We start from the raw sequence: 20,375 nt of genomic DNA on the forward strand, positions 1-20,375 counted from the left end.
ATGTCGTTATTAGGTAAACTAACAATAGACGCAATTCCGTTTCATGAGCCAATTCTTGTGTTCACGATGTCGGTTATTGCTATAGCTGGGCTTATTATTGCCGGGCTTATTACAAAGTATAAAAAATGGGGCGTGCTTTGGCGCGACTGGATCACGTCTGTTGATCATAAACGCTTAGGCGTAATGTATATTCTTTTAGCACTAATAATGCTGTTCCGTGGTTTTTCTGATGCCATTATGATGCGTGCTCAGTTAGCGCTTGCTACCAGTGGTGCGCCCGGTTATTTACCACCTGAACACTACGACCAAATATTTACTGCCCACGGCGTAATTATGATCATATTTATGGCTATGCCATTTATGATTGGTTTAATGAACATTGTTTTACCACTGCAAATTGGTGCTCGCGATGTTGCATTCCCATTTTTAAATAACTTAAGCTTTTGGTTTACAGCCAGCGGTGCCATTTTAATTAATATGTCGCTAGTGTTTGGTGAGTTTGCTAAAACAGGTTGGGTGGCCTATCCACCGCTTTCGGAGTTGACCTTTAGCCCTGGGGTGGGGGTAGATTATTATATTTGGGCCTTGCAAATATCCGGGCTCGGTACACTTCTAACAGCAGTAAACTTTTTAGCAACCGTGTTTAAAATGCGTGCACCAGGTATGACCCTAATGAAAATGCCAATTTTCACATGGACATGTACGTGGGCAAACATCTTAATTGCAGCATCATTCCCAATTTTAACTGCTGTACTTGCAATGCTAACGCTTGACCGTTATCTCGATTTCCACTTCTTTACCAATGAATTGGGCGGTAACGCCATGATGTACATCAACCTATTTTGGGCATGGGGTCATCCTGAGGTATACATATTAGTATTACCAGCATTTGGTATTTTCTCTGAAATTATTTCGACCTTTGCCGGTAAACGTTTATTTGGTTACAAATCGATGGTTTACGCCAGCGGTGCAATCTCAATTTTAGGCTTTATTGTTTGGTTACATCACTTCTTTACGATGGGGTCGAGCGCTAACGTTAACGCGTTCTTTGGGGTAATGACCATGGTTATTGCCGTACCAACTGGGGTTAAGTTGTTTAACTGGTTATTTACTATTTACCGAGGTCGTTTACGTATTAGCGTACCGGTACTTTGGACTCTTGGCTTTATGGTTACCTTTACCGTAGGCGGTATGACCGGTGTATTACTTGCTATTCCTGGTGCCGATTACGTACTGCATAACAGCTTATTCTTAATTGCACATTTTCATAACACCATTATTGGTGGTGCTGTATTTGGCTACCTTGCTGGTTTTGTATTTTGGTTCCCTAAAGCAATGGGCTTTAAACTTAACGAAAAATGGGGCAAAGCATCATTCTGGTGTTGGATTATCGGTTTCTTCGTTGCATTTATGCCGTTGTACGTACTTGGTTTCTTAGGTATGACACGTCGTTTAAACCACACTAACAACCCAGATTGGAACATTTGGTTATACATTGCCGCAGGCGGTGCTGTAATAATTATGTTTGGTATTGTTAGCCAAGTAATTCAATTATATGTGAGCTTTAGAGACCGTGAAGCGCTTGACGATACAACAGGCGATCCGTGGAACGGCCATACACTTGAGTGGGCTACAAGTTCACCTCCGCAAATTTATAACTTTGCAACAATTCCACACATCGATGATATTGATGCATGGACCGACATGAAAGAAAAAGGCCAAGCATACCAAGATAAAGCAAACTATAGCCCTATTCATATGCCTAAAAACACATCAGCTGGCGTGTTAATGGCAGCAAGCTTAACAGTATTCTGTTTTGCAATGATTTGGCATATTTGGTGGTTAGCTGTTGTTGGGCTAGTAGGCGCAATTGCCATCTTTATCAAACGTTGTTACACCAGCGATGTTGATTACTATATTCAACCTGATGAAATTGCACGCACTGAAGCTGCGTATAATTCAAGTGGCATTAAGGAGCTAAAAGCGTGAGTACACTTTCTGCAAATTTAGAATCAGTATCGCACGATGATCATGCCCACGCGCATGATCATCACGATACATCGGGTGACACCATATTCGGTTTTTGGTTATACCTAATGACCGATTGCCTATTATTTGCCTCGTTTTTTGCCACTTACGCTGTGTTATTTATGAACACAGCCGGTGGTGTATCGGGTAAAGATATTTTTGAACTCGACTTTGTAGCAGTAGAAACTGCTGCACTACTTATTAGTAGTATTACCTTTGGCTTTGCCATGATTGCCGCTCAAGGGCAAAAAAAGGCACTAACACTTACTTGGTTATTTGTTACGTTTTGTTTAGGTGCTTTGTTTATTGGTATGGAAGTATACGAATTTCATCACCTAATTGTGCACGGTAATGGCCCACAACAAAGTGCCTTTTTAACATCGTTTTTCTCATTAGTTGGCTTACATGGATTACATGTAACGGCTGGACTAATTTGGATGACCATAATGATGATTGAAGTTGCTAAACGTGGTCTAGGCAAAGCAACCGTAACGCGTTTAAGCTGCTTAAGCCTATTTTGGCACTTCTTAGACATTGTTTGGATTTGTGTATTTACCGTTGTTTATTTGATGGGAGCAATGTAATGAGCCACAGCGAAACGCATGCGTTAAAACAAACGCAAAGTGATCATCATGATGAATCTCATGGCAGTGTTAAAACTTACTTAATTGGCTTTGTGCTATCGGTAATTTTAACTGCTATACCGTTTTATATGGTTATGGAAGGTGACTTCTCAAAAGCAACAACGCTTTGGAGCATTGTTACTTTTGCAATCGTACAAATTTGGGTGCATTTAAAGTACTTTTTACACCTTAATTTTACCACCGAAAATGGCCGTGCAAGTACTTTTTCATTCCTATTCAGTGCTCTGATCATCGTAATGGTTGTTGGGTTATCTGTTTGGATCATTTATGAATCTAACGCAATGATGATGTACTAGGAGTTGAAGATGTTTCGTCGTTATTTATCAGTGACAAAGCCGGGTATTATTATGGGCAATTTGATCAGCGTAGCGGGCGGGTTTTTACTTGCCTCGCGCGGTGATATAGATCCATGGTTAATGATTGCCACATTAATTGGCTTGTCGCTAGTGGTTGCATCAGGTTGTGCTATCAATAATGTAATTGATAGAGACATAGATGTAGCCATGGCACGAACTCGTACGCGGGTAACAGTAACAGGCGAAATGTCGGCCTTTGCTGCACTTAGCCACGGTGTTTTATTGGGCGTTATTGGCTTTGCTTTACTTATCGCCTATACCACTCAAGCCGCGGTATTTTTTGCAGCCTTTGGCTACGTAATTTATGTAGGGGTTTATAGCCTCTACATGAAACGCAACTCAGTATATGGCACTTTTGTAGGCAGCCTTTCTGGCGCTGTACCGCCAGTAGTAGGTTACTGCGCCGTAACAGGGCAGTTCGATATGGGCGCATTAATACTGCTAGTTATGTTTAGCTTGTGGCAAATGCCGCACTCTTACGCCATCGCTATTTTTCGCTTTAAAGATTACCAAGCTGCAGGTATTCCTGTATTACCCGTGGCGCAAGGTATTGATAAAGCAAAGCGCCATATCGTACTTTACATCGCTGTATACGCATTAGTTGTGATGTTACTGCCAATTACTGGCTACACAGGTGCTGCTTTTATGGCTGTTGCTTGTATTACCAGCTTTTGGTGGTTGCTAATGGCACTAAGAGGGTATCGTCGTAATATTGATATGAGCAGTTGGGCACGTAAAGTGTTCGCATTTTCAATTATTAATATTACAGCGTTAAGCATTGCTATGGCTGTTGATTATCATAGTGTTGCTCCACAGCTATTAACGCTTACCTAATTTAAAATTTTTAACTATTCCAAAGTTAATCCAAAGGCTCGAAAGAGCCTTTTTTTATGCCTAAATATTAAAATAATTGAACATTTTTATTCTCGCTATTTTACTTTTTAAAATCATCAGCATTGTAATAAAGTGGTTTAAGCGTGCCGCAATTAATAAACTTATAGGTAAGCTCATTTTCAGCAGGGACACGTTTTGAGGTACGAAGCTTTTGCATACACGCATTAACTAAATCGACAAAAATAAGATGGTTATAGCTCGGCGCTTTTTGAATTTTATGAATATAAATACGCTCAGTGCCGCTTAGTGTAATCATGTCGTAGTCTTGCCATTGCGATGATTCACTTAAATCTTTTAGTTCTCTGGCATACAGCTGCTTACTCAAGACCAACTCTTTTTTTGAATAAATTAAACTACCACCTTGTTGATAATCACCCTCGTAAATATCGGCAATAATCGTAATTTCTTCACCACGCATTAAATGCTGAATATTAAACGCTTGTGGCTTTACGGTGATTAACTCGGCATTTCTAACAAAGCCTAAAAATGGAACATCGGGGTTTCCTATTTTATAAACAACTTGCACATCATTGGGTAAATTATAGGTGGGTAAATTCATTGCAATAATAGACGAGCCTTGATTAACCAAAGCTATAGGGTGCTCAGCATTGTAAGCGGGGTCTACCGGTGGAAGTTCTGCTTTTTCTTCTTCAGCTGCGGCAAAGCCACTTAAAGTGATTAGTAATAAAGTAAGTAGTAAGCGCATTATAATCTCAATTAATTTATGAGCTTAAATTGTAGTATAAAGTTTATATTACTTATATTTTTAAACTAAATTTAGACCTATATTATTGTTCAGATATGGAGTGCAACAATGTTCGTGCCTTTAAATGTAGATTTGCGTCCTCTGGGTTTGACGTATTAGTCAGCCAAATTACATTGCCTTCTTTATTTACAAACAATGTAGTAGGTGTGCCTCGTATACCTAATTGCTGTGCTATTGCATCGGCTTTTACGGCTGTTTTAAAAGTATAACCTCTATCGCTAAGCGCTTTAGCGGGAGTAGCATCGTCATCTTCTTTAAAGCTCACGGCAATAACTTTTAAGCCCATATCATCAATTTTTTGAAGTGCTGGCTGCAGCTTTTTACAGTACGGACACCACGTTGCCCAAAAGTGTAAAACGTAAGGTTGACCTAATAAATCTTGAGTATTGAGCGGCGACCCATCAGCCATTTGTAAATTTAATGTAGGTAACTTAGGGTATGTTTCTTGCGTGCTTTCTTCTTGCGAATAGCTTGTAAAGCTTATAAAAATTAGTGCGATGGCAATAAATAGTTGCTTCATAATATGTTCGTTCTTATTTTACATATTAAATAAGAACGAGAATTTAACATTTTTATTTCAAACTAAAAGCGAGCGGCTTGCTCAACAACAATAGCGTGGCGTTTAGCGAGCCGAAGATGGTCTTTATCATAGCCACCACCTATTACTGTGGCAACGGGTGTGTTGTGTTCAAGGCAGCGTTTTAGCACTAAATGGTCGCGCTTAACTATGCCATCCCAGCTGATATCTAATTTACCCAAGCCATCGCCTTGCCAAATATCAACGCCAGCATCGTAAAGTACCAAGCTTGGGTTTAGCTCTTTAAGTAAATAACTCAAGGTGTCGTCAACTAAGGCAAGGTATTCGTCGTCTTTCATATTATCGACTAAGCCAATATCTAAATCGCTAGCGGATTTTCTAAAAGGGAAGTTTTTTTCACAATGGATAGAACAAGTATAAGCGTATGCTTGATGCTCTAACATTGCGGCTGTGCCATCACCTTGGTGCACGTCTAAATCAAAAATAAGTACGTTAGTTACTTCACCCGATTCAATTAAAGTTTGCGTGGTAAAGGCTAAATCATTAACCATGCAGTAGCCTGAGCCAAAATCGGTATGCGCATGGTGTGTACCACCGGCTAAGTGGCACGCTATACCATGTTTAAGTGCTAAACGAGCTGTTTGCAAAGTACCTTGAGGAGCTGTAAAGGTACGTGCCATAAGCTCTTTTGACCAAGGTAGGCCAATGCGGCGCATTGCTTTTTCATCTAAGCGGTTATTCCACAAATCGTGTATGTAATTTTCGCAGTGTATTAGCTCAAGTGGCTCTGGCGTGCCTAATATTGGCTCAACCAGGTTATCGCCAATCAAACCAAGCTCTGCAACATGCTGATATAAATGTGCAAACTTACTCATTGCAAAACGATGCTTTGGATCGAAATTAAACGAGTAGTTAGGGTGATACACCAAAGGTAAATGTGGATTTAAAGTCATGTTTACACAAGTTGAAAAGTTTGCACCATGGTAATCAACTAATCCAAATGAGTCTATTCTTGCGTGTCGTGAATCAACATAGCGAGTTCGCGATGTAATAGTTCGTCATCAGCTAAGTTTAGCTCTATTAACCGCTTTAAATAAGTAATGCTGTCTATATCAATATGGTGGCATTTTAAACCAATATGATCCGCTTCTATATGGCACACCACAACCTCCATTTTTATTTCTATTTCGCTTTGAGGCAGCGAAAAACGCAGAACAGCTTGGCTATTTTGGTTGCCAATAAAAGCATCACATTTAGTGATTAATGCGCCATGCAAAGATACATCAAGTAATTTACATGGGTATTGGTGATCATTAAAAATTACTTGTGCATCGGTTGAAAATAAAACACGAGAAAACTGACGACGATTTTGCATAACCTAATTTAGCCTTACTGTTTTTATAATAAATTAAGCATAGCGGGTAATTCTCTACATGCTAGCAGGATATGCTCCTGTAATGCTGGTGGCATAAAAAAGCCCCGCATAAATGCAGGGCTTAGTATTACTGTAATAAATTAGCTACAGTAAATATTAACCAATTTTTTTGTACTTAATACGTTTAGGTTCAGTTGCTGCTGCACCTAGTGTCTTTTTAAGCCACTCTTCGTATTCAGTATAATTACCATCAAAGAAGTTAATTTGACCTTCGTCGCGGTAATCTAAAATGTGCGTAGCAATACGGTCAAGGAACCAACGGTCATGCGAGATACACATTACGCAACCAGGGAACTCTAAAATAGCGTTCTCTAGTGCACGTAGTGTTTCAACGTCCAAGTCATTGGTTGGCTCATCGAGTAGTAACACATTGCCGCCAGCTTTTAATAACTTAGCAAGGTGTAAACGGTTACGCTCACCACCTGATAGGTCTTTAACAAACTTTTGCTGATCGTTACCTTTAAAGTTAAAGCGACTTACATACGCACGGCTTTGGAACTCAAAGTTACCAATTTTTAGTACGTCTTGACCGTCTGATATTTCTTGGAAAACAGTTTTGCTTTCGTCCATACCGTCGCGGAACTGATCAACAGTAGCAAGGTGTACGCTTTCGCCAACGGTAATGCTACCGCTGTCTTGCTTTTGCTCACCACTGATCATTTTAAACAGCGTTGATTTACCCGCGCCATTCGCACCAATAATGCCTACAATGGCACCTTTTGGCATGCTAAAGCTTAAATCGTCAATTAAAACGCGATCGCCAAAACTCTTACGAAGATTAGTTACTTCAAGCACTTGATCCCCTAAACGCGGGCCAGGTGGAATAAACATCTCGTTAGTTTCGTTACGTTTTTGGTAATCAGACTGCTGCATTTCAGTAAACTGAGCCATACGTGCTTTTGACTTAGCTTGGCGACCTTTAGGGTTTGAACGAACCCATTCAAGTTCTTGCGCAATTGATTTTTGACGTGCTTTTTCAGATTTTTGTTCTTGCTGTAAGCGCGCATCTTTTTGTTCAAGCCAAGAAGAGTAGTTACCTTCCCATGGAATACCTTCACCACGGTCAAGCTCTAATATCCAACCCGCTACATTATCAAGGAAGTAACGGTCATGCGTTACCGCCACAACAGTGCCTTCGTAATCGTGTAAGAAGCGCTCTAACCATGCAACCGACTCAGCATCCAAGTGGTTAGTTGGTTCATCGAGAATAAGCATGTCTGGTTTTTCAAGCAGTAATCGACATATAGCAACACGACGACGCTCACCACCTGAAAGGTGCTCAATTTTAGCATCCCATTCTGGCAGACGAAGTGCATCAGCAGCACGCTCTAAAACGTTATCAATGTTGTGACCATCGTGCGCCTGGATAACAGCTTCAAGCTCGCCTTGCTCTTTTGCAAGTGCGTCAAAGTCAGCGTCTTCCATGGCGTATTCGTTATACACTTCGTCAAGACGTTTAAGTGCGTGTTTAACTTCGCCAACAGCTTCTTCAACAATTTCACGAACTGTTTTGCTTTCGTCTAAAACAGGCTCTTGCGGTAAATAACCAATTTTTGTACCAGGCTGAGGATGTGCATCACCTTCAAAATCTTGGTCAACACCGGCCATAATACGTAGTAACGTAGATTTACCAGAACCGTTTAAACCAAGCACACCAATTTTAGCGCCAGGAAAAAAGTGTAACGAAATATCTTTTAAGATAGTGCGCTTAGGTGGCACAACCTTAGATACTCGACTCATCGAGAATATAAATTTATCAGGTAAAACCATGGAGGAAAGCCTTCAAATAATAATAAAAATTTCAATGTTGTATTGTAGTGGCTGACAGGTGAAACAGTCAACGAATGGCGAGGAGGAATATATCTTAATCGTTTTTATCTTGTTAAATGTATAGTTTTATTTGAGTGTGCTAACGTATTTAAACCACAGCAAAATAAGAAAAAATATGACTATACAAAAATTTGCAACAACCATGGCTTTACTCACTCTATTTGCAAGTAATTCTGAGGTAAAAGCAGAAAGTTCGCCTTGGCCTGAAATAAGAAAACAAAGAATCAGTCAACTACTTCCACAAGCATTAAAAGCTGCAGATGTAGATGCTTGGTTGATAGTATGTAGAGAAAATAATAATGACCCATTAGCTGATCATATTGGCTGTGAAAACGCAGGGTCGCCAGCAGCTTATTTATTTTATTTTGACAGAGATAAGTTTCATTCTGTTGCTTACTCACCTTCAAGTGAAGCAAAAGCGTTAGATGAACTCGATATACATGAAAAAGTTATATCTGTTCCCCGTAGCGTGTCAGCATTAAAATACGCTGCTGATTTTATAAAAAAACAATTATTCCGTAACATTGCAATTAATGTATCTGACCTTAACGCGCAGGCTGATGGGTTGTCGCATTCGCAGTATAAACAGTTAGCCAGTTTATTAGGGCCTGAACAAACAGCTAAGCTAATATCCTCTGAAGAACTGGTTTATCAATGGCTTTCAATTAAATTACCGGCTGAAGTTGAAATAATGAAAGAAGCGGCAGCGCTCTCTGCAAAGTGGCAGCTAGAGGCATATGAAACTATTATTCCGGGCAAAACTACCGATGCAGACGTAGCCAAGCTTTTAAAAGCTAAAATGAAAGCGCGAGGCGTGACCGATGCATGGGCTGCAGAGCAAAACCCCAATGTAAACTCAGGCCCTGACCGAGGGCATTCACACTCTACAAATAAAGTGATTATGCCTGGTGATGTGATACAAATTGATTTTGGTGTAAAGCTCTACAACCGCTGGGTAAGTGACATTCAGCGTTTTGCTTATGTGCTTAAAGAAGGAGAAACCTCAGCACCGGCCAATATTCAGCAATATTGGATTAACGCAAGAGACAGCGGTTTTGCCGCATTTAATGCAATGAAGCCCGGCGCAAAAGGCATCGACGTGGATCAAGCTCAAACCGTATTAATGAATAAATACAACTCAGAGCCTGTGCCATGGAGCACCGGCCATCCAGTAGGGTATGTTGCACACGACACCGGCCCTAACTTGGGTGGCTCTCGTAGTGCGCAAGTAAGGCCTGCGTCACAACGTGAACTTAAAGAAGGGATGGTGTTTGCCTTTGATGGTTTTTTTAGTTGGCCTTTGAATAACACCGAGTTTAAAACCATTTCGGTTGAAGAAATGGCTGTAATAACAGCCAACGGGGCTGAGTACTTGATACCACCTCAACAAAACTTAATTTTAGTGGGTAAAAATTAACAGGTAGTGCTAGGTGTATTTATGTTCAGTACGATAAGTTAAGTGTTTATAGGTAGGCTTAACTTATCATTCATCAAACAGTTTATTCACAGTGAATAAATTTCATTTAGACATCTATACATCTAGAGGTTGATATTTTTTACTTTCAGTTCATAATTAAGCTTCGGTTTTTATGAGCAGGAGTAAAGTATGCCAATTACAGTAAAAGACGAGTTGCCGGCAATTGCACGTTTACGTCAAGAAAACGTATTTGTAATGCCAAAAACACGTGCAAAAACGCAAGAGATACGCCCAATGCGTTTGGCTATTTTAAACTTAATGCCTAATAAAGTAGAAACCGAAGTTCAGTTTATTCGCTTGCTTGCCAACTCGCCTTTGCAAGTAAACGTAGAACTACTGCGCCTCGACACTCACCGCAGTAGCAGCAATTCAGAAGAGCACCTTGATACCTTTTATCGTTATTTTTCTGAGGTTAAAGACAACAATTACGATGCATTAATAGTAACTGGCGCGCCACTTGCGCATTTAGAATACGACGATGTAGCGTATTGGGATGAGCTAAAGGTCATTATAGATTGGGCTGAGCAACACGTTACCTCTACGTTATTTTCGTGCTGGGCAGCACATGCAGCGTTATATCACCGTTACAATTTAAAGCGTGATTTAAAAGACGACAAACTGTGTGGTGTATTTACCCACCAATGTTACTTTGATCACGGCGCACTGACTCGCGGGTTCGACGACACCTTTTTGGTACCGCACTCACGTTATGGCCACATTGATATAAATAAAATAAACGCCTGTGATGAGCTAGTTGTACTGGCAGGTTCTGAGCGAGTAGGGGCTTACTTACTTAAAAATAAATCGGGTAGCCAAGTGTTTATAACCGGTCATCCTGAGTACGACGCCGACTCGCTAAAAGCAGAATACGAGCGCGATTGTAAAAAGAGCCCTAATGCACCAAAACCCGAAAATTACTTTCCGGATGACGATGCAACCAAACAACCTTCAAAAACGTGGCAAAGCCATGCTTTTTTACTTTTTTCGAACTGGTTAAATTACTACGTGTACCAAACCACACCGTATGATATTAATTTAGTTAGCCAAGACGTGAGGACTAACAACTATGCCGAATAACGCTCCTACAAATAACAAGCAAGCCGAAATAAGCGCCGCATTAAAAGAACGCATTTTAATTTTAGATGGCGCTATGGGCACCATGATCCAAGATCATAAGCTAGAAGAAGAAGACTATCGCGGAGAGCGTTTTAAAGACTGGCATGTATTAATTAAAGGCAATAACGATTTATTAAGCCTAACCAAGCCCAATTTAATCACTGACATTCATCGTGGTTTTTTATCAGCGGGCGCCGATATTATCGAAACCAACACGTTTAACTCGACCACTATTTCGATGGAAGATTACGACATGGCAAGCTTAAGTCGTGAAATAAACCTAGAGTCGGCTAAATTAGCACGCGCAATTTGCGATGAATTTACGGCTAAAACGCCAGAGAAACCACGCTATGTAGCCGGTGTTTTAGGGCCGACATCTAAAACGTGTTCAATTTCGCCAGACGTAAACGATCCGGGTTACCGAAATGTCACCTTTGATAAGCTGGTTACTGCGTATATTGAATCAACACTTGCATTAATGGAAGGCGGCGCCGATTTAATATTAATCGAAACTATATTCGACACCCTTAACGCAAAAGCGGCCTCGTTTGGTGTAGAAGAAGCCTTTGAGCAAGCAGGGCGCACATTACCAGTTATGATCTCGGGGACTATTACCGACGCCTCTGGTCGTACGCTTTCGGGGCAAACAACCGAAGCATTTTATAATTCTATTCGCCATATTAAGCCTATTTCGATTGGTTTAAACTGTGCGCTTGGTCCTGATTTACTGCGCCAGTATGTAGAAGAGTTATCGCGCGTGTGCGAAACCTTTACATCGGTACATCCTAATGCGGGCTTACCAAATGAGTTTGGTGAATACGACTTAGAAGCGGGCGATATGGCAACCGAAATTATCGATTGGGGTAAATCGGGCTTTATTAATATAGTAGGCGGATGCTGTGGCACCACGCCTGCGCATATTCGCGCTTTTGCAAAAGGTTTAGAGGGCGTTAAACCACGCCAACTACCAGAGCTTGAAGTACGCATGCGTTTATCAGGCCTTGAAGCCTGTAACTTAAATTAAGGAGCCAGCATGACCCAACAAATAGCAGTATTTACTAATGTCGGCGAACGTACCAATGTAACGGGTTCTGCCATGTTTAAACGTTTAATCATGGAAGAAGACTTTGAAGCCGCACTAACCGTGGCCCGCGAACAAGTAGAAAATGGCGCACAGGTTATTGATATAAACATGGACGAAGCCATGTTGGACTCAAAAGCCGCTATGGTTAAGTTTTTAAACTTAATAGCCTCAGAGCCTGATATTTCTCGCGTACCAATTATGGTCGACTCCTCAAAATGGGAAGTAATAGAAGCAGGCTTAAAGTGTATTCAAGGCAAGGCAATTGTTAACTCAATATCGTTAAAAGAGGGTGAAGAGCCGTTTATTCGCCAAGCTAAAATAATAAAACGCTTTGGTGCAGCCGCTGTTGTAATGGCGTTTGATACCGACGGGCAAGCCGACACGGCAGACCGTAAGTTCGCAATATGTGCGCGCAGTTATAAAATATTGGTAGAAGACATTGGCTTTGCGCCAGAAGATATTATATTCGACCCTAATATATTTGCCGTAGCCACCGGTATTGAAGAGCACGATAACTACGCCGTAGAATTTATTGAAGGCACTCGCCGTATTAAGCAAAATTTGCCGCACTGTAAAGTGTCGGGCGGTGTATCAAATGTATCGTTTTCGTTTAGGGGTAATAACCCCGTACGTGAAGCCATTCACTCGGTGTTTTTATATCACGCTATTCAAGCTGGTATGGACATGGGTATTGTAAATGCGGGGCAACTAGCCGTTTACGATGATATACCAGAAGAACTACGTAAAGCCGTTACCGACGTAATACTTAACACCGACTCAGGCGCAGGCGAGCGTTTAGTAGAGCTTGCACCAAAATACTCAGGTATGGCGCAAGCCGAGCGAGTAGAAGATTTAGAGTGGCGCACATGGCCTGTTGCAAAACGCCTTGAGCACGCGCTTGTTAAAGGTATTACTACCTTTATAGATGAAGATACCGAAGAATGCCGCGCCGCAGCAGCTAAACCTATTCACGTAATTGAAGGACCGTTAATGGACGGCATGAACGTAGTAGGCGACTTATTTGGCGCAGGTAAAATGTTTTTACCACAAGTTGTTAAATCGGCGCGCGTAATGAAGCGAGCCGTAGCCTACCTAGACCCATACATTGAGCTTGAAAAAGAAGAAGGCTCAACTAACGGTAAAATAGTAATGGCGACCGTAAAAGGTGACGTACACGACATAGGTAAAAATATTGTGGGTGTTGTACTGCAATGTAATAACTATGAAGTAATCGACTTAGGTGTAATGGTACCGGCTGATAAAATATTACAAACCGCAATCGACGAAAAAGCCGATATTATTGGGTTATCGGGCTTAATTACCCCATCGCTTGACGAAATGGTACACGTAGCAAAAGAAATGAAACGCCGTGGTTTTGAACTGCCGCTGTTAATTGGTGGCGCAACTACTTCTAAAGCGCACACCGCAGTAAAAATTGAGCCGCAATATGACAAAGGCGTAGTGTATGTAAGTAATGCCAGCCGTGCGGTAGGTGTAGTATCTAATTTATTATCAAAAGAGCATAAGCCTGGTTTTTTAGAAAAAACCCAAGCTGAATATGTAAAAGTACGTGAGCAACAAGCGCGTAAAAAACCACGTTCTAAGCCTGTTACAATCCAGCGTGCCCGTGATAACGCAGCAAAGCTTGATTGGGATAACTACACGCCACCAGTGCCTAAAAAGCTTGGCGTGATCGAGTTTAAAAACGTATCAATTGCCACTTTACGTAAATACATAGATTGGACGCCATACTTTATGACGTGGTCAATCGCTGGTAAATACCCGCGCATAATGACCGATGAAGTAGTAGGCGAGCAAGCGCAAAGCTTATTTAAAGACGCTAACGATATGTTAGACGACCTTGAAAAAGCATGCAGTTTGCAACCACTTGGCGTAATAGGTTTATTCCCTGCTAACCGCGTTGGGGACGACATAGAAATATACACCGACGAAACACGCAAAGAGCTGTTAACTACCTCATGTCATTTACGTCAGCAAACCGAAAAAACCGACTTTGCTAACTACTGCCTAGCCGACTATATAGCACCCAAAGGTACACCAGATTATTTTGGCGCATTTGCAGTAACGGGCGGTTTAGAAGAAGACGACTTAGCGAATGCGTTTGACGCACAACAAGACGACTACAATAAAATAATGATTAAAGCGGTTGCCGACAGGCTCGCAGAAGCGTTTGCAGAATACCTGCACGAAAAAGTACGTAAAGAGTATTGGGGTTTTGCACCAGACGAAAACCTAGCAAACGATGAGCTAATACGTGAAAACTACCAAGGTATTCGCCCAGCGCCAGGTTATCCCGCGTGCCCAGAGCACACCGAGAAAAAGAAAATTTGGCAGTTGCTCGATACCGAAAAACGCATTGGTATGCAGCTAACTAGCTCGTACGCCATGTGGCCAGGTGCTGCTGTTTCGGGTTGGTACTTTTCACACCCAGAGGCTAAGTACTACGCAGTAGCCGCAGTGCAAAAGGATCAGGTAGAAGATTACGCCAAGCGAACTAATATGACGCTTGAAGAAGCTGAACGTTGGCTATCGCCTAACTTGGGGTATGATCCGGAGTAAAAGCGCAGCGGTCAACTATCAGTTAAAACAAAAAACGAGCCTAATTTGGCTCGTTTTTTATTAAGAAAACTTATTTTTAAAGTATTAAAAATAGTTAATATATTCATTATTTAAACATAAATTATAAGGAAATATTTTGAGCTCTATAAAAGAAGTTTTATTTGGTGAACAAGAGAAACAGGCTGAAAAATGGGTTCGCGAAAGGCTTACTGATCAAAATTTAACAGTTGAATCTGAGGAGTGGCAAAGTTTACTCAATGACTATTCAGCTTATCAAGATTATTTAAATGATGAATATGAATGGATTTCAGAGATAAAATGGTTAAAAGAAAATGGCTCAGTTGATATCTATCAAAATTTTGTGACTGAGTTAACCAATATCAAAAAACTTGCTGAAAATTCACTTTCTGAACCTATACCTCTTAATGAAAATTTAATAATTAAGATGTGTTATTCATACTCAGTAACACTTCTAGAAGCTTTCTTAGGGGACTCAATAAAAGCTTTAATATCTGAAAATAAAGTTTATCTCAATAATGCGATAGAGCGTTTGGAACAAATAAGAAATACGAAATATTCATTGTTTGATTTATCTAAATCAGGAATGGATTTAAGTGGGTTGGCAATTAAGTGCGTTAGTGAAGTATTATTTCACAAAATTGATAAAACCATGGAAATGTACGAAAAAGTACTTGGTTGTAAAATAAATATAGACACTTCTAAAGTGAAATTAATCATCGACATAAGACATGATATTGTTCATAGAAATGGGTATACCAAAGAAAACGAGGTAATTGATATTCTTCCTCATGATTTATATCAGGCTATTACTGATATAAAACATCTGGTTAATAAGTTGCAGAAAATAATAGCGAATCAAAAACTAAAGGACTAAAAATGAAGTATCTAAATTTCATCTTACTTTGCTTATCTCTACTTTTCACATCTAGCACATTTGCGCTTGAGCAAAAGTATCACGAGTTCGTTTTACCTGTTATTGCTGCCTTTACAGATCACGATAAACCTGCAATTGCTGCACTTATTCGTTACCCATTAAAACGACGATACCCGATACCTGACATTAAAGATGAGGCTGAGTTTATTAACCGCTTTGATGAAGTGTTTGACGACGAGCTTATTGCTGTTATTGGCAGCTCTAATATTAATACCGATTGGGATAGCGTAGGTTGGCGCGGCATTATGCTAAATAAAGGCGTTATGTGGGTAGATACCGACGGTAAAATTATTGCTGTAAATGCACAAAATACTAAAGAGCAGGCACTTGCTAAAAGACTAATCGAAGACGATAAGCAATCTTTGCATTCAAGTATTAATAACTTTGAAAAGCCAGTACTCGATTGGAAAACGGCTAACTACCATATTCGTGTTGATGATTTAGGTGATGGAAATTACCGTTATGCAGTGTGGGGTATTAATAAAAAGCCAAGTGACAAGCCTGATATGGTTTTACTAAATGGCGATATCACATTTGAGGGCAGCGGCGGGAATCATCATTATACGTTTAAAAAGGGTCGCTATAGTTATGTGCTACAAGTAACCATTATTGGCTGCGATACATCACCACCAGGTTGGCTTGAAGTTTATAAAGACGATGAGCGATTGTTGTCTGAAGATGTTATAAGCACCCATTAATGTATGTTTTAGTATGCTTGATAATGTAGATCTGTTTTTAACAGTAAAACGTTCTAATAATTAGTATTTTTATAAAACAGATCTAAGTGGTAGGCTAAAAGTAGTAAGTATAAAATAGTAAGTAATTAAAAATAGTTCTCGCGCAACAAGGAACCCTCCTGTAAAGCGCTTTGCCAAGGAGTTTAGTATGATCACGCTTACCATTAATGGTAATAAACATGAGTTTTCTGGCGATCCGTCAACGCCAGTATTATGGTATCTCCGAGACGAATTGAATTTAACCGGACCTAAATTTGGCTGTGGCATGGCACAGTGTGGTGCGTGTACCGTGCATATTGATGGGGTAGCTCAACGCTCGTGTATATTACCTGTAGCGGCAGTAGCGGGTCTTTCAATTACTACAATTGAAGGGTTAAGCGAAGATGGCGACCACCCAGTGCAACAAGCATGGGTTGAGCATAAAGTGCCGCAATGTGGTTTTTGTCAGTGTGGTCAAATGATGCAAGCTGCGAGTTTATTAGCAGCAAACCCAACCCCAACCGACGATGAAATAGTAAGTAATATGTCGGGTAATATTTGCCGTTGTGGTACATACCCGCGTATTCATAAAGCAATTAAGTCGGCTGCTAAAACAATGGCGAGTGTTCAGTATTTTGACCCAAATGAACAAGGGGAAGAAGTATGAGCCAAGATAACAAATATTTTGATTTAAACCGCCGTAAGTTTTTAAAAACCAGTGCAATAGGTGCGTTGGTACTCGGCACTTATTTTGTAGGCAGTGCGCCAAGAGCGATTGCTGGTGTGTTAGAGCAGCCATCAGAGCTGGCAAAACGCGCAAACTTATTTATTGCACTGCGCCCAGACGGCATGGTTGAAATAACGTGCCATCGCTCTGAAATGGGTCAGCAAATTCGCACCGCGATTGCACAAATAGTTGCCGATGAAATGGAAGCCGCGTGGGATAAGGTTATTGTTATTCAGGGTAAGGGCGACCCTAAATACGGCGATCAAAATACCGATGGCTCGCGCAGTATTCGCTACAACATGCAGCGCCTGCGTGAAATGGGCGCAAGTGTGCGTTACATGATGCAGCATGCTGCCGCTAAGTTTTGGAACGTTGACCCGCAAACTTGTACTGCTAATCAACACGTTGTTACACACAGCTCAGGTAAATCACTTACTTATAAAGATTTAATCGACTTAGCGCTTACAATAACGCCACCAGAAGCTGACAAACTAACACTTAAAACACGCAAAGAATGGCGCTACATTAATACTGGCATGGCGCACATAGATTTAGCCGATTTAGTAACAGGTAAAGCAATATTTGCAGCCGATGTACGCGAACCACAAGCGCTGGTGGCTATAATTGAACGCCCGCCTGTAGTAGGCGGTGTTGTTAAGTCATTTGATGCCAGTGCTACAAAAGCGATAAACGGCGTTATAGATGTTATTGAAATACCTGCACCAAAAGGCGCGCCGCAGTTTCAGCCAAAAGGCGGCATTGCGATTATAGCTAAAAACACATGGGCTGCATGGCAAGGGCGTAAAGCATTAAAAGTAGTGTGGGAAGATGGCAAAAATGGCGATTACAATTCAAAAGAATTTAAAAAGTCATTACTAAAAACAGTACAAACTCCACAGGCAAATATACGTGATAAAGGCGATGCCATGGGCGTGTTGGCTAAATCGAGCAATAAACTGGTAGCTGATTATTACGCGCCGCATCTTGCTCAAGCCCCAATGGAGCCACCTTGTGCAACTGCTATGTACAACAAAGACAGTGTTGATATATGGGCTGCTACGCAAAATCCACAAGCCGATATGAAAACAGTGGCGGCAATGCTTGGTATGGATGAGAGCAAAATTAACGTTAACGTTACCATGTTAGGGGGCGGTTTTGGGCGTAAATCAAAACCTGACTTTTCAGCTGAAGCAGCTTACCTTTCAATGAAAGTAGGCAAGCCTATTCGTGTTCAATGGACGCGTGAAGACGACATACAACATGGTTTTTACCATGCAGTTTCGGCTCAGCACATTGAAGCATCGCTAGATAAAAATGGCGCAATAGAATCGTATTTACACCGCACCGCGTTTTCACCAATTACCTCTACCTTTTCAGAAGGGGCGACTACGCCAGGGAGCTTTGAACTGCGTTTAGGATTTACCGATAACCCCATTAACACACCTAACATGAAGTTAGAAAACGGTGATGCGCCTGCCAAAGCACGAATTGGTTGGATGCGTTCTGTATCAAATATTTTTCATGCCTTTGCTATTCAGTCATTTATTGGCGAAGCAGCGCACAAAGCCGGTCGTGACCAAAAAGACTATTTACTAGACACGATAGGTCCGAGTCGTATTGTTGATGTAACTGAGCAAAATGCTACATACGATAATTACGGTGGCGATAAAGCGGTTTATCCTCTAGATATTGGCAGACTGCGCCATGTGATTGAAAAAGTAGCTGACATGAGTAAATGGGGGCGAGAGCTTCCTAAAGGTCGAGGTTTAGGAATAGCAGCACACAGAAGCTTTTTAACTTACGTAGCTACGGTAGTTGAGGTAGAAGTGTCGGATGCTGGCGATTTAAAAGTAATTAAATCTTGGGTTGCCATTGATGCGGGTACGGTTGTAAACACCGACACCGTTAAAAACCAAACCCAAGGTGGCTCTATTTACGGGATTACAACTGCAATCAGCGATGGTATTACCTTTGATAAAGGCCGCGTACAGCAAAGTAATTTTCATGATTATCGCGTACCGCGTATGAGCGACTCACCTCTTGAGATTGACGTTGAAATTGTACAAAGTGATGCACCACCAGCAGGGGTAGGCGAGCCGTCTACACCAGTTTATGCGCCAGCATTATGTAATGCTATTTTTGCAGCGTGCGGAAAGCGTATTAGGCAGTTACCGATTGGTAACCAATTAAAAGCGTAGCTAAATAACCTACAGCTTAAACAAAAAAAACCGCCAAATGGCGGTTTTTTTAAAAGCGGTTAACGCGGTTTAACGACCTTTTTCAAACTCATCAACTTCACGCTCTGCTTCTTCTTTAGATTTACCGTATTGCTGCTGAATTTTACCAACTAGCTCTGTACGGCTACCTTCAATTTTATCTAAATCGTCGTTGGTAAGATCGCCCCATTTTTGTTGAGCCTTACCTTTAAGTTCTTTCCAATTACCTTCGATACGATCGCTGTTCATAAGTTTATCCTTACTTTAGGTTAGTGAATTAACTGTCAGTTATAAAGTAGCAAGCCTTGTACCAAGGAATAATAATGGTTTTATTGTTTTTATTATCAGTTGGTTATATTTTTATGTTGAGCGATTTTGTTTTTAATATTGCGCTATTTATTAAAAAATATACATAGCAGCCTGTAATTATTGCTGACATAAGTTACGCCGCTTTGATGTAACTCATTCTTAAATTTTTGTTTTAAGCTAATATGCAGGTATTAAACAAAGTAGTTAACCTGAGTGAGTTATGAATACAAAAACGTGTGAATACGGAGTGGATGACTGCTCATACAAAATGGCAGGTGAGTTAGCAGGTATTACACAATTGGTGAATGCGTTTTACGATAATATGGACGCTTTAAAAGAGGCTGAAAATATAAGGAGTATGCATTCAAAAGATTTATCAGCATCACGTAAAAAGCTCGCTTACTTTTTGTCGGGCTGGTTAGGTGGTCCTAAATTATACGCTGAACATTTTGGCAGTATTAACATTCCTCAAGCGCACAAACATCTACATGTAGGAATTGAGCAAAGTGACGCATGGCTTTTGTGCATGCAAAAAGCGGTTGATGAGCAACCTTACGAAGCACCATTTAAAATTTACTTAATGCAGCAATTACGAGTGCCTGCAGATCGAATTAGAATGGTATCGGGTAGTTAATAGCAATTATTAATAAACATCTACCGCGGTGTCGCTGCGGTTTTTTGTTACAATGCCTGCAAAGCAATTT

General features: G+C 40.8%; 19 protein-coding genes. 13 read left to right on the top strand and 6 right to left on the bottom strand.

Annotated features, from left to right (window positions below):
• The 4 genes from cyoB to cyoE are packed head-to-tail and all read left to right on the top strand — an operon-like array spanning nt 1 to nt 3,862.
• Nucleotides 1–1,989 carry a cytochrome o ubiquinol oxidase subunit I gene (gene cyoB, locus I6F44_RS15455; RefSeq protein ID WP_007581166.1) on the top strand — a complete coding sequence of 663 codons (1,989 nt, stop codon included), beginning with the start codon at nt 1–3 and terminating at the stop codon, nt 1,987–1,989.
• Nucleotides 1,986–2,612, top strand: coding sequence for a cytochrome o ubiquinol oxidase subunit III (cyoC, locus tag I6F44_RS15460; protein WP_197174121.1), 627 nt, complete (start codon nt 1,986–1,988; stop codon nt 2,610–2,612). Before cyoB ends, cyoC begins: the two co-directional genes overlap by 4 nt.
• Nucleotides 2,612–2,968 (top strand): cytochrome o ubiquinol oxidase subunit IV, encoded by a 357-nt coding sequence (gene cyoD / locus I6F44_RS15465; protein WP_010555185.1) that lies wholly within the window; start codon nt 2,612–2,614, stop codon nt 2,966–2,968. Before cyoC ends, cyoD begins: the two co-directional genes overlap by 1 nt.
• 9 nt (nt 2,969–2,977) lie before the next feature.
• On the top strand, nt 2,978–3,862 hold the full coding sequence (cyoE, locus tag I6F44_RS15470) for a heme o synthase (RefSeq protein ID WP_197111107.1): 885 nt from the start codon (nt 2,978–2,980) through the stop codon (nt 3,860–3,862).
• 100 nt (nt 3,863–3,962) lie between these two features.
• Here cyoE and I6F44_RS15475 read toward each other — a convergent pair whose 3' ends face one another.
• From I6F44_RS15475 to ettA, 5 genes are all read right to left on the bottom strand, one after another.
• On the bottom strand, nt 3,963–4,628 hold the full coding sequence (locus I6F44_RS15475; protein WP_165721280.1) for a hypothetical protein: 666 nt from the start codon (nt 4,626–4,628) through the stop codon (nt 3,963–3,965).
• An 82-nt stretch (nt 4,629–4,710) separates the two neighbouring features.
• A complete protein-coding gene (locus tag I6F44_RS15480) occupies nt 4,711–5,208 on the bottom strand; it encodes a TlpA family protein disulfide reductase (protein WP_165721281.1) in 498 nt (165 codons plus the stop codon).
• Nucleotides 5,209–5,270: 62 nt separating this feature from the next.
• Nucleotides 5,271–6,179, bottom strand: a complete 909-nt coding sequence (locus I6F44_RS15485) for a histone deacetylase family protein (protein ID WP_197101442.1) — start codon at nt 6,177–6,179, stop codon at nt 5,271–5,273.
• A 53-nt stretch (nt 6,180–6,232) separates the two neighbouring features.
• Entirely contained in the window at nt 6,233–6,601 is a 369-nt protein-coding gene (locus I6F44_RS15490; protein ID WP_007581201.1) for a PilZ domain-containing protein, read from the bottom strand.
• A 156-nt stretch (nt 6,602–6,757) separates the two neighbouring features.
• Entirely contained in the window at nt 6,758–8,431 is a 1,674-nt protein-coding gene (gene ettA, locus I6F44_RS15495) for an energy-dependent translational throttle protein EttA (protein ID WP_007581203.1), read from the bottom strand.
• Between the two features lie 175 nt (nt 8,432–8,606).
• Here ettA and I6F44_RS15500 point away from each other — a divergent pair, with 175 nt between their 5' ends.
• From I6F44_RS15500 to I6F44_RS15535, 8 genes are all read left to right on the top strand, one after another.
• On the top strand, nt 8,607–9,908 hold the full coding sequence (locus tag I6F44_RS15500) for a M24 family metallopeptidase (protein WP_197174122.1): 1,302 nt from the start codon (nt 8,607–8,609) through the stop codon (nt 9,906–9,908).
• A gap of 189 nt (nt 9,909–10,097) precedes the next feature.
• Entirely contained in the window at nt 10,098–11,045 is a 948-nt protein-coding gene (locus I6F44_RS15505; protein ID WP_007376156.1) for a homoserine O-succinyltransferase, read from the top strand.
• The gene (locus I6F44_RS15510) at nt 11,035–12,108 is read left to right on the top strand and encodes a homocysteine S-methyltransferase family protein (protein ID WP_197174123.1); all 1,074 of its coding nucleotides are present in this window, start codon (nt 11,035–11,037) and stop codon (nt 12,106–12,108) included. Before I6F44_RS15505 ends, I6F44_RS15510 begins: the two co-directional genes overlap by 11 nt.
• 9 nt (nt 12,109–12,117) lie before the next feature.
• Nucleotides 12,118–14,748 carry a methionine synthase gene (metH, locus tag I6F44_RS15515; protein WP_165726566.1) on the top strand — a complete coding sequence of 877 codons (2,631 nt, stop codon included), beginning with the start codon at nt 12,118–12,120 and terminating at the stop codon, nt 14,746–14,748.
• Between the two features lie 136 nt (nt 14,749–14,884).
• Nucleotides 14,885–15,643, top strand: a complete 759-nt coding sequence (locus I6F44_RS15520; protein ID WP_101163018.1) for a HEPN domain-containing protein — start codon at nt 14,885–14,887, stop codon at nt 15,641–15,643.
• Nucleotides 15,644–15,645: 2 nt separating this feature from the next.
• A complete protein-coding gene (locus I6F44_RS15525; RefSeq protein ID WP_197174124.1) occupies nt 15,646–16,401 on the top strand; it encodes a hypothetical protein in 756 nt (251 codons plus the stop codon).
• Nucleotides 16,402–16,588: 187 nt separating this feature from the next.
• Nucleotides 16,589–17,086 carry a (2Fe-2S)-binding protein gene (locus tag I6F44_RS15530; RefSeq protein ID WP_166113205.1) on the top strand — a complete coding sequence of 166 codons (498 nt, stop codon included), beginning with the start codon at nt 16,589–16,591 and terminating at the stop codon, nt 17,084–17,086.
• Nucleotides 17,083–19,344, top strand: coding sequence for a xanthine dehydrogenase family protein molybdopterin-binding subunit (locus tag I6F44_RS15535; RefSeq protein ID WP_197174125.1), 2,262 nt, complete (start codon nt 17,083–17,085; stop codon nt 19,342–19,344). The genes I6F44_RS15530 and I6F44_RS15535 overlap by 4 nt, the downstream gene beginning before the upstream one ends.
• 69 nt (nt 19,345–19,413) lie before the next feature.
• Here I6F44_RS15535 and I6F44_RS15540 read toward each other — a convergent pair whose 3' ends face one another.
• The gene (locus I6F44_RS15540) at nt 19,414–19,611 is read right to left on the bottom strand and encodes a CsbD family protein (RefSeq protein WP_007581220.1); all 198 of its coding nucleotides are present in this window, start codon (nt 19,609–19,611) and stop codon (nt 19,414–19,416) included.
• Nucleotides 19,612–19,891: 280 nt separating this feature from the next.
• Between I6F44_RS15540 and I6F44_RS15545 the strand changes: the two genes are divergently transcribed.
• Nucleotides 19,892–20,305 (top strand): group II truncated hemoglobin, encoded by a 414-nt coding sequence (locus I6F44_RS15545; protein WP_024607509.1) that lies wholly within the window; start codon nt 19,892–19,894, stop codon nt 20,303–20,305.
• The last annotated feature ends 70 nt before the right edge of the window (nt 20,306–20,375 follow it).

It is taken from the genome of Pseudoalteromonas sp. NZS11_1, assembly GCF_015864275.1.
In the GTDB taxonomy this organism is placed as follows: domain Bacteria; phylum Pseudomonadota; class Gammaproteobacteria; order Enterobacterales; family Alteromonadaceae; genus Pseudoalteromonas; species Pseudoalteromonas arctica.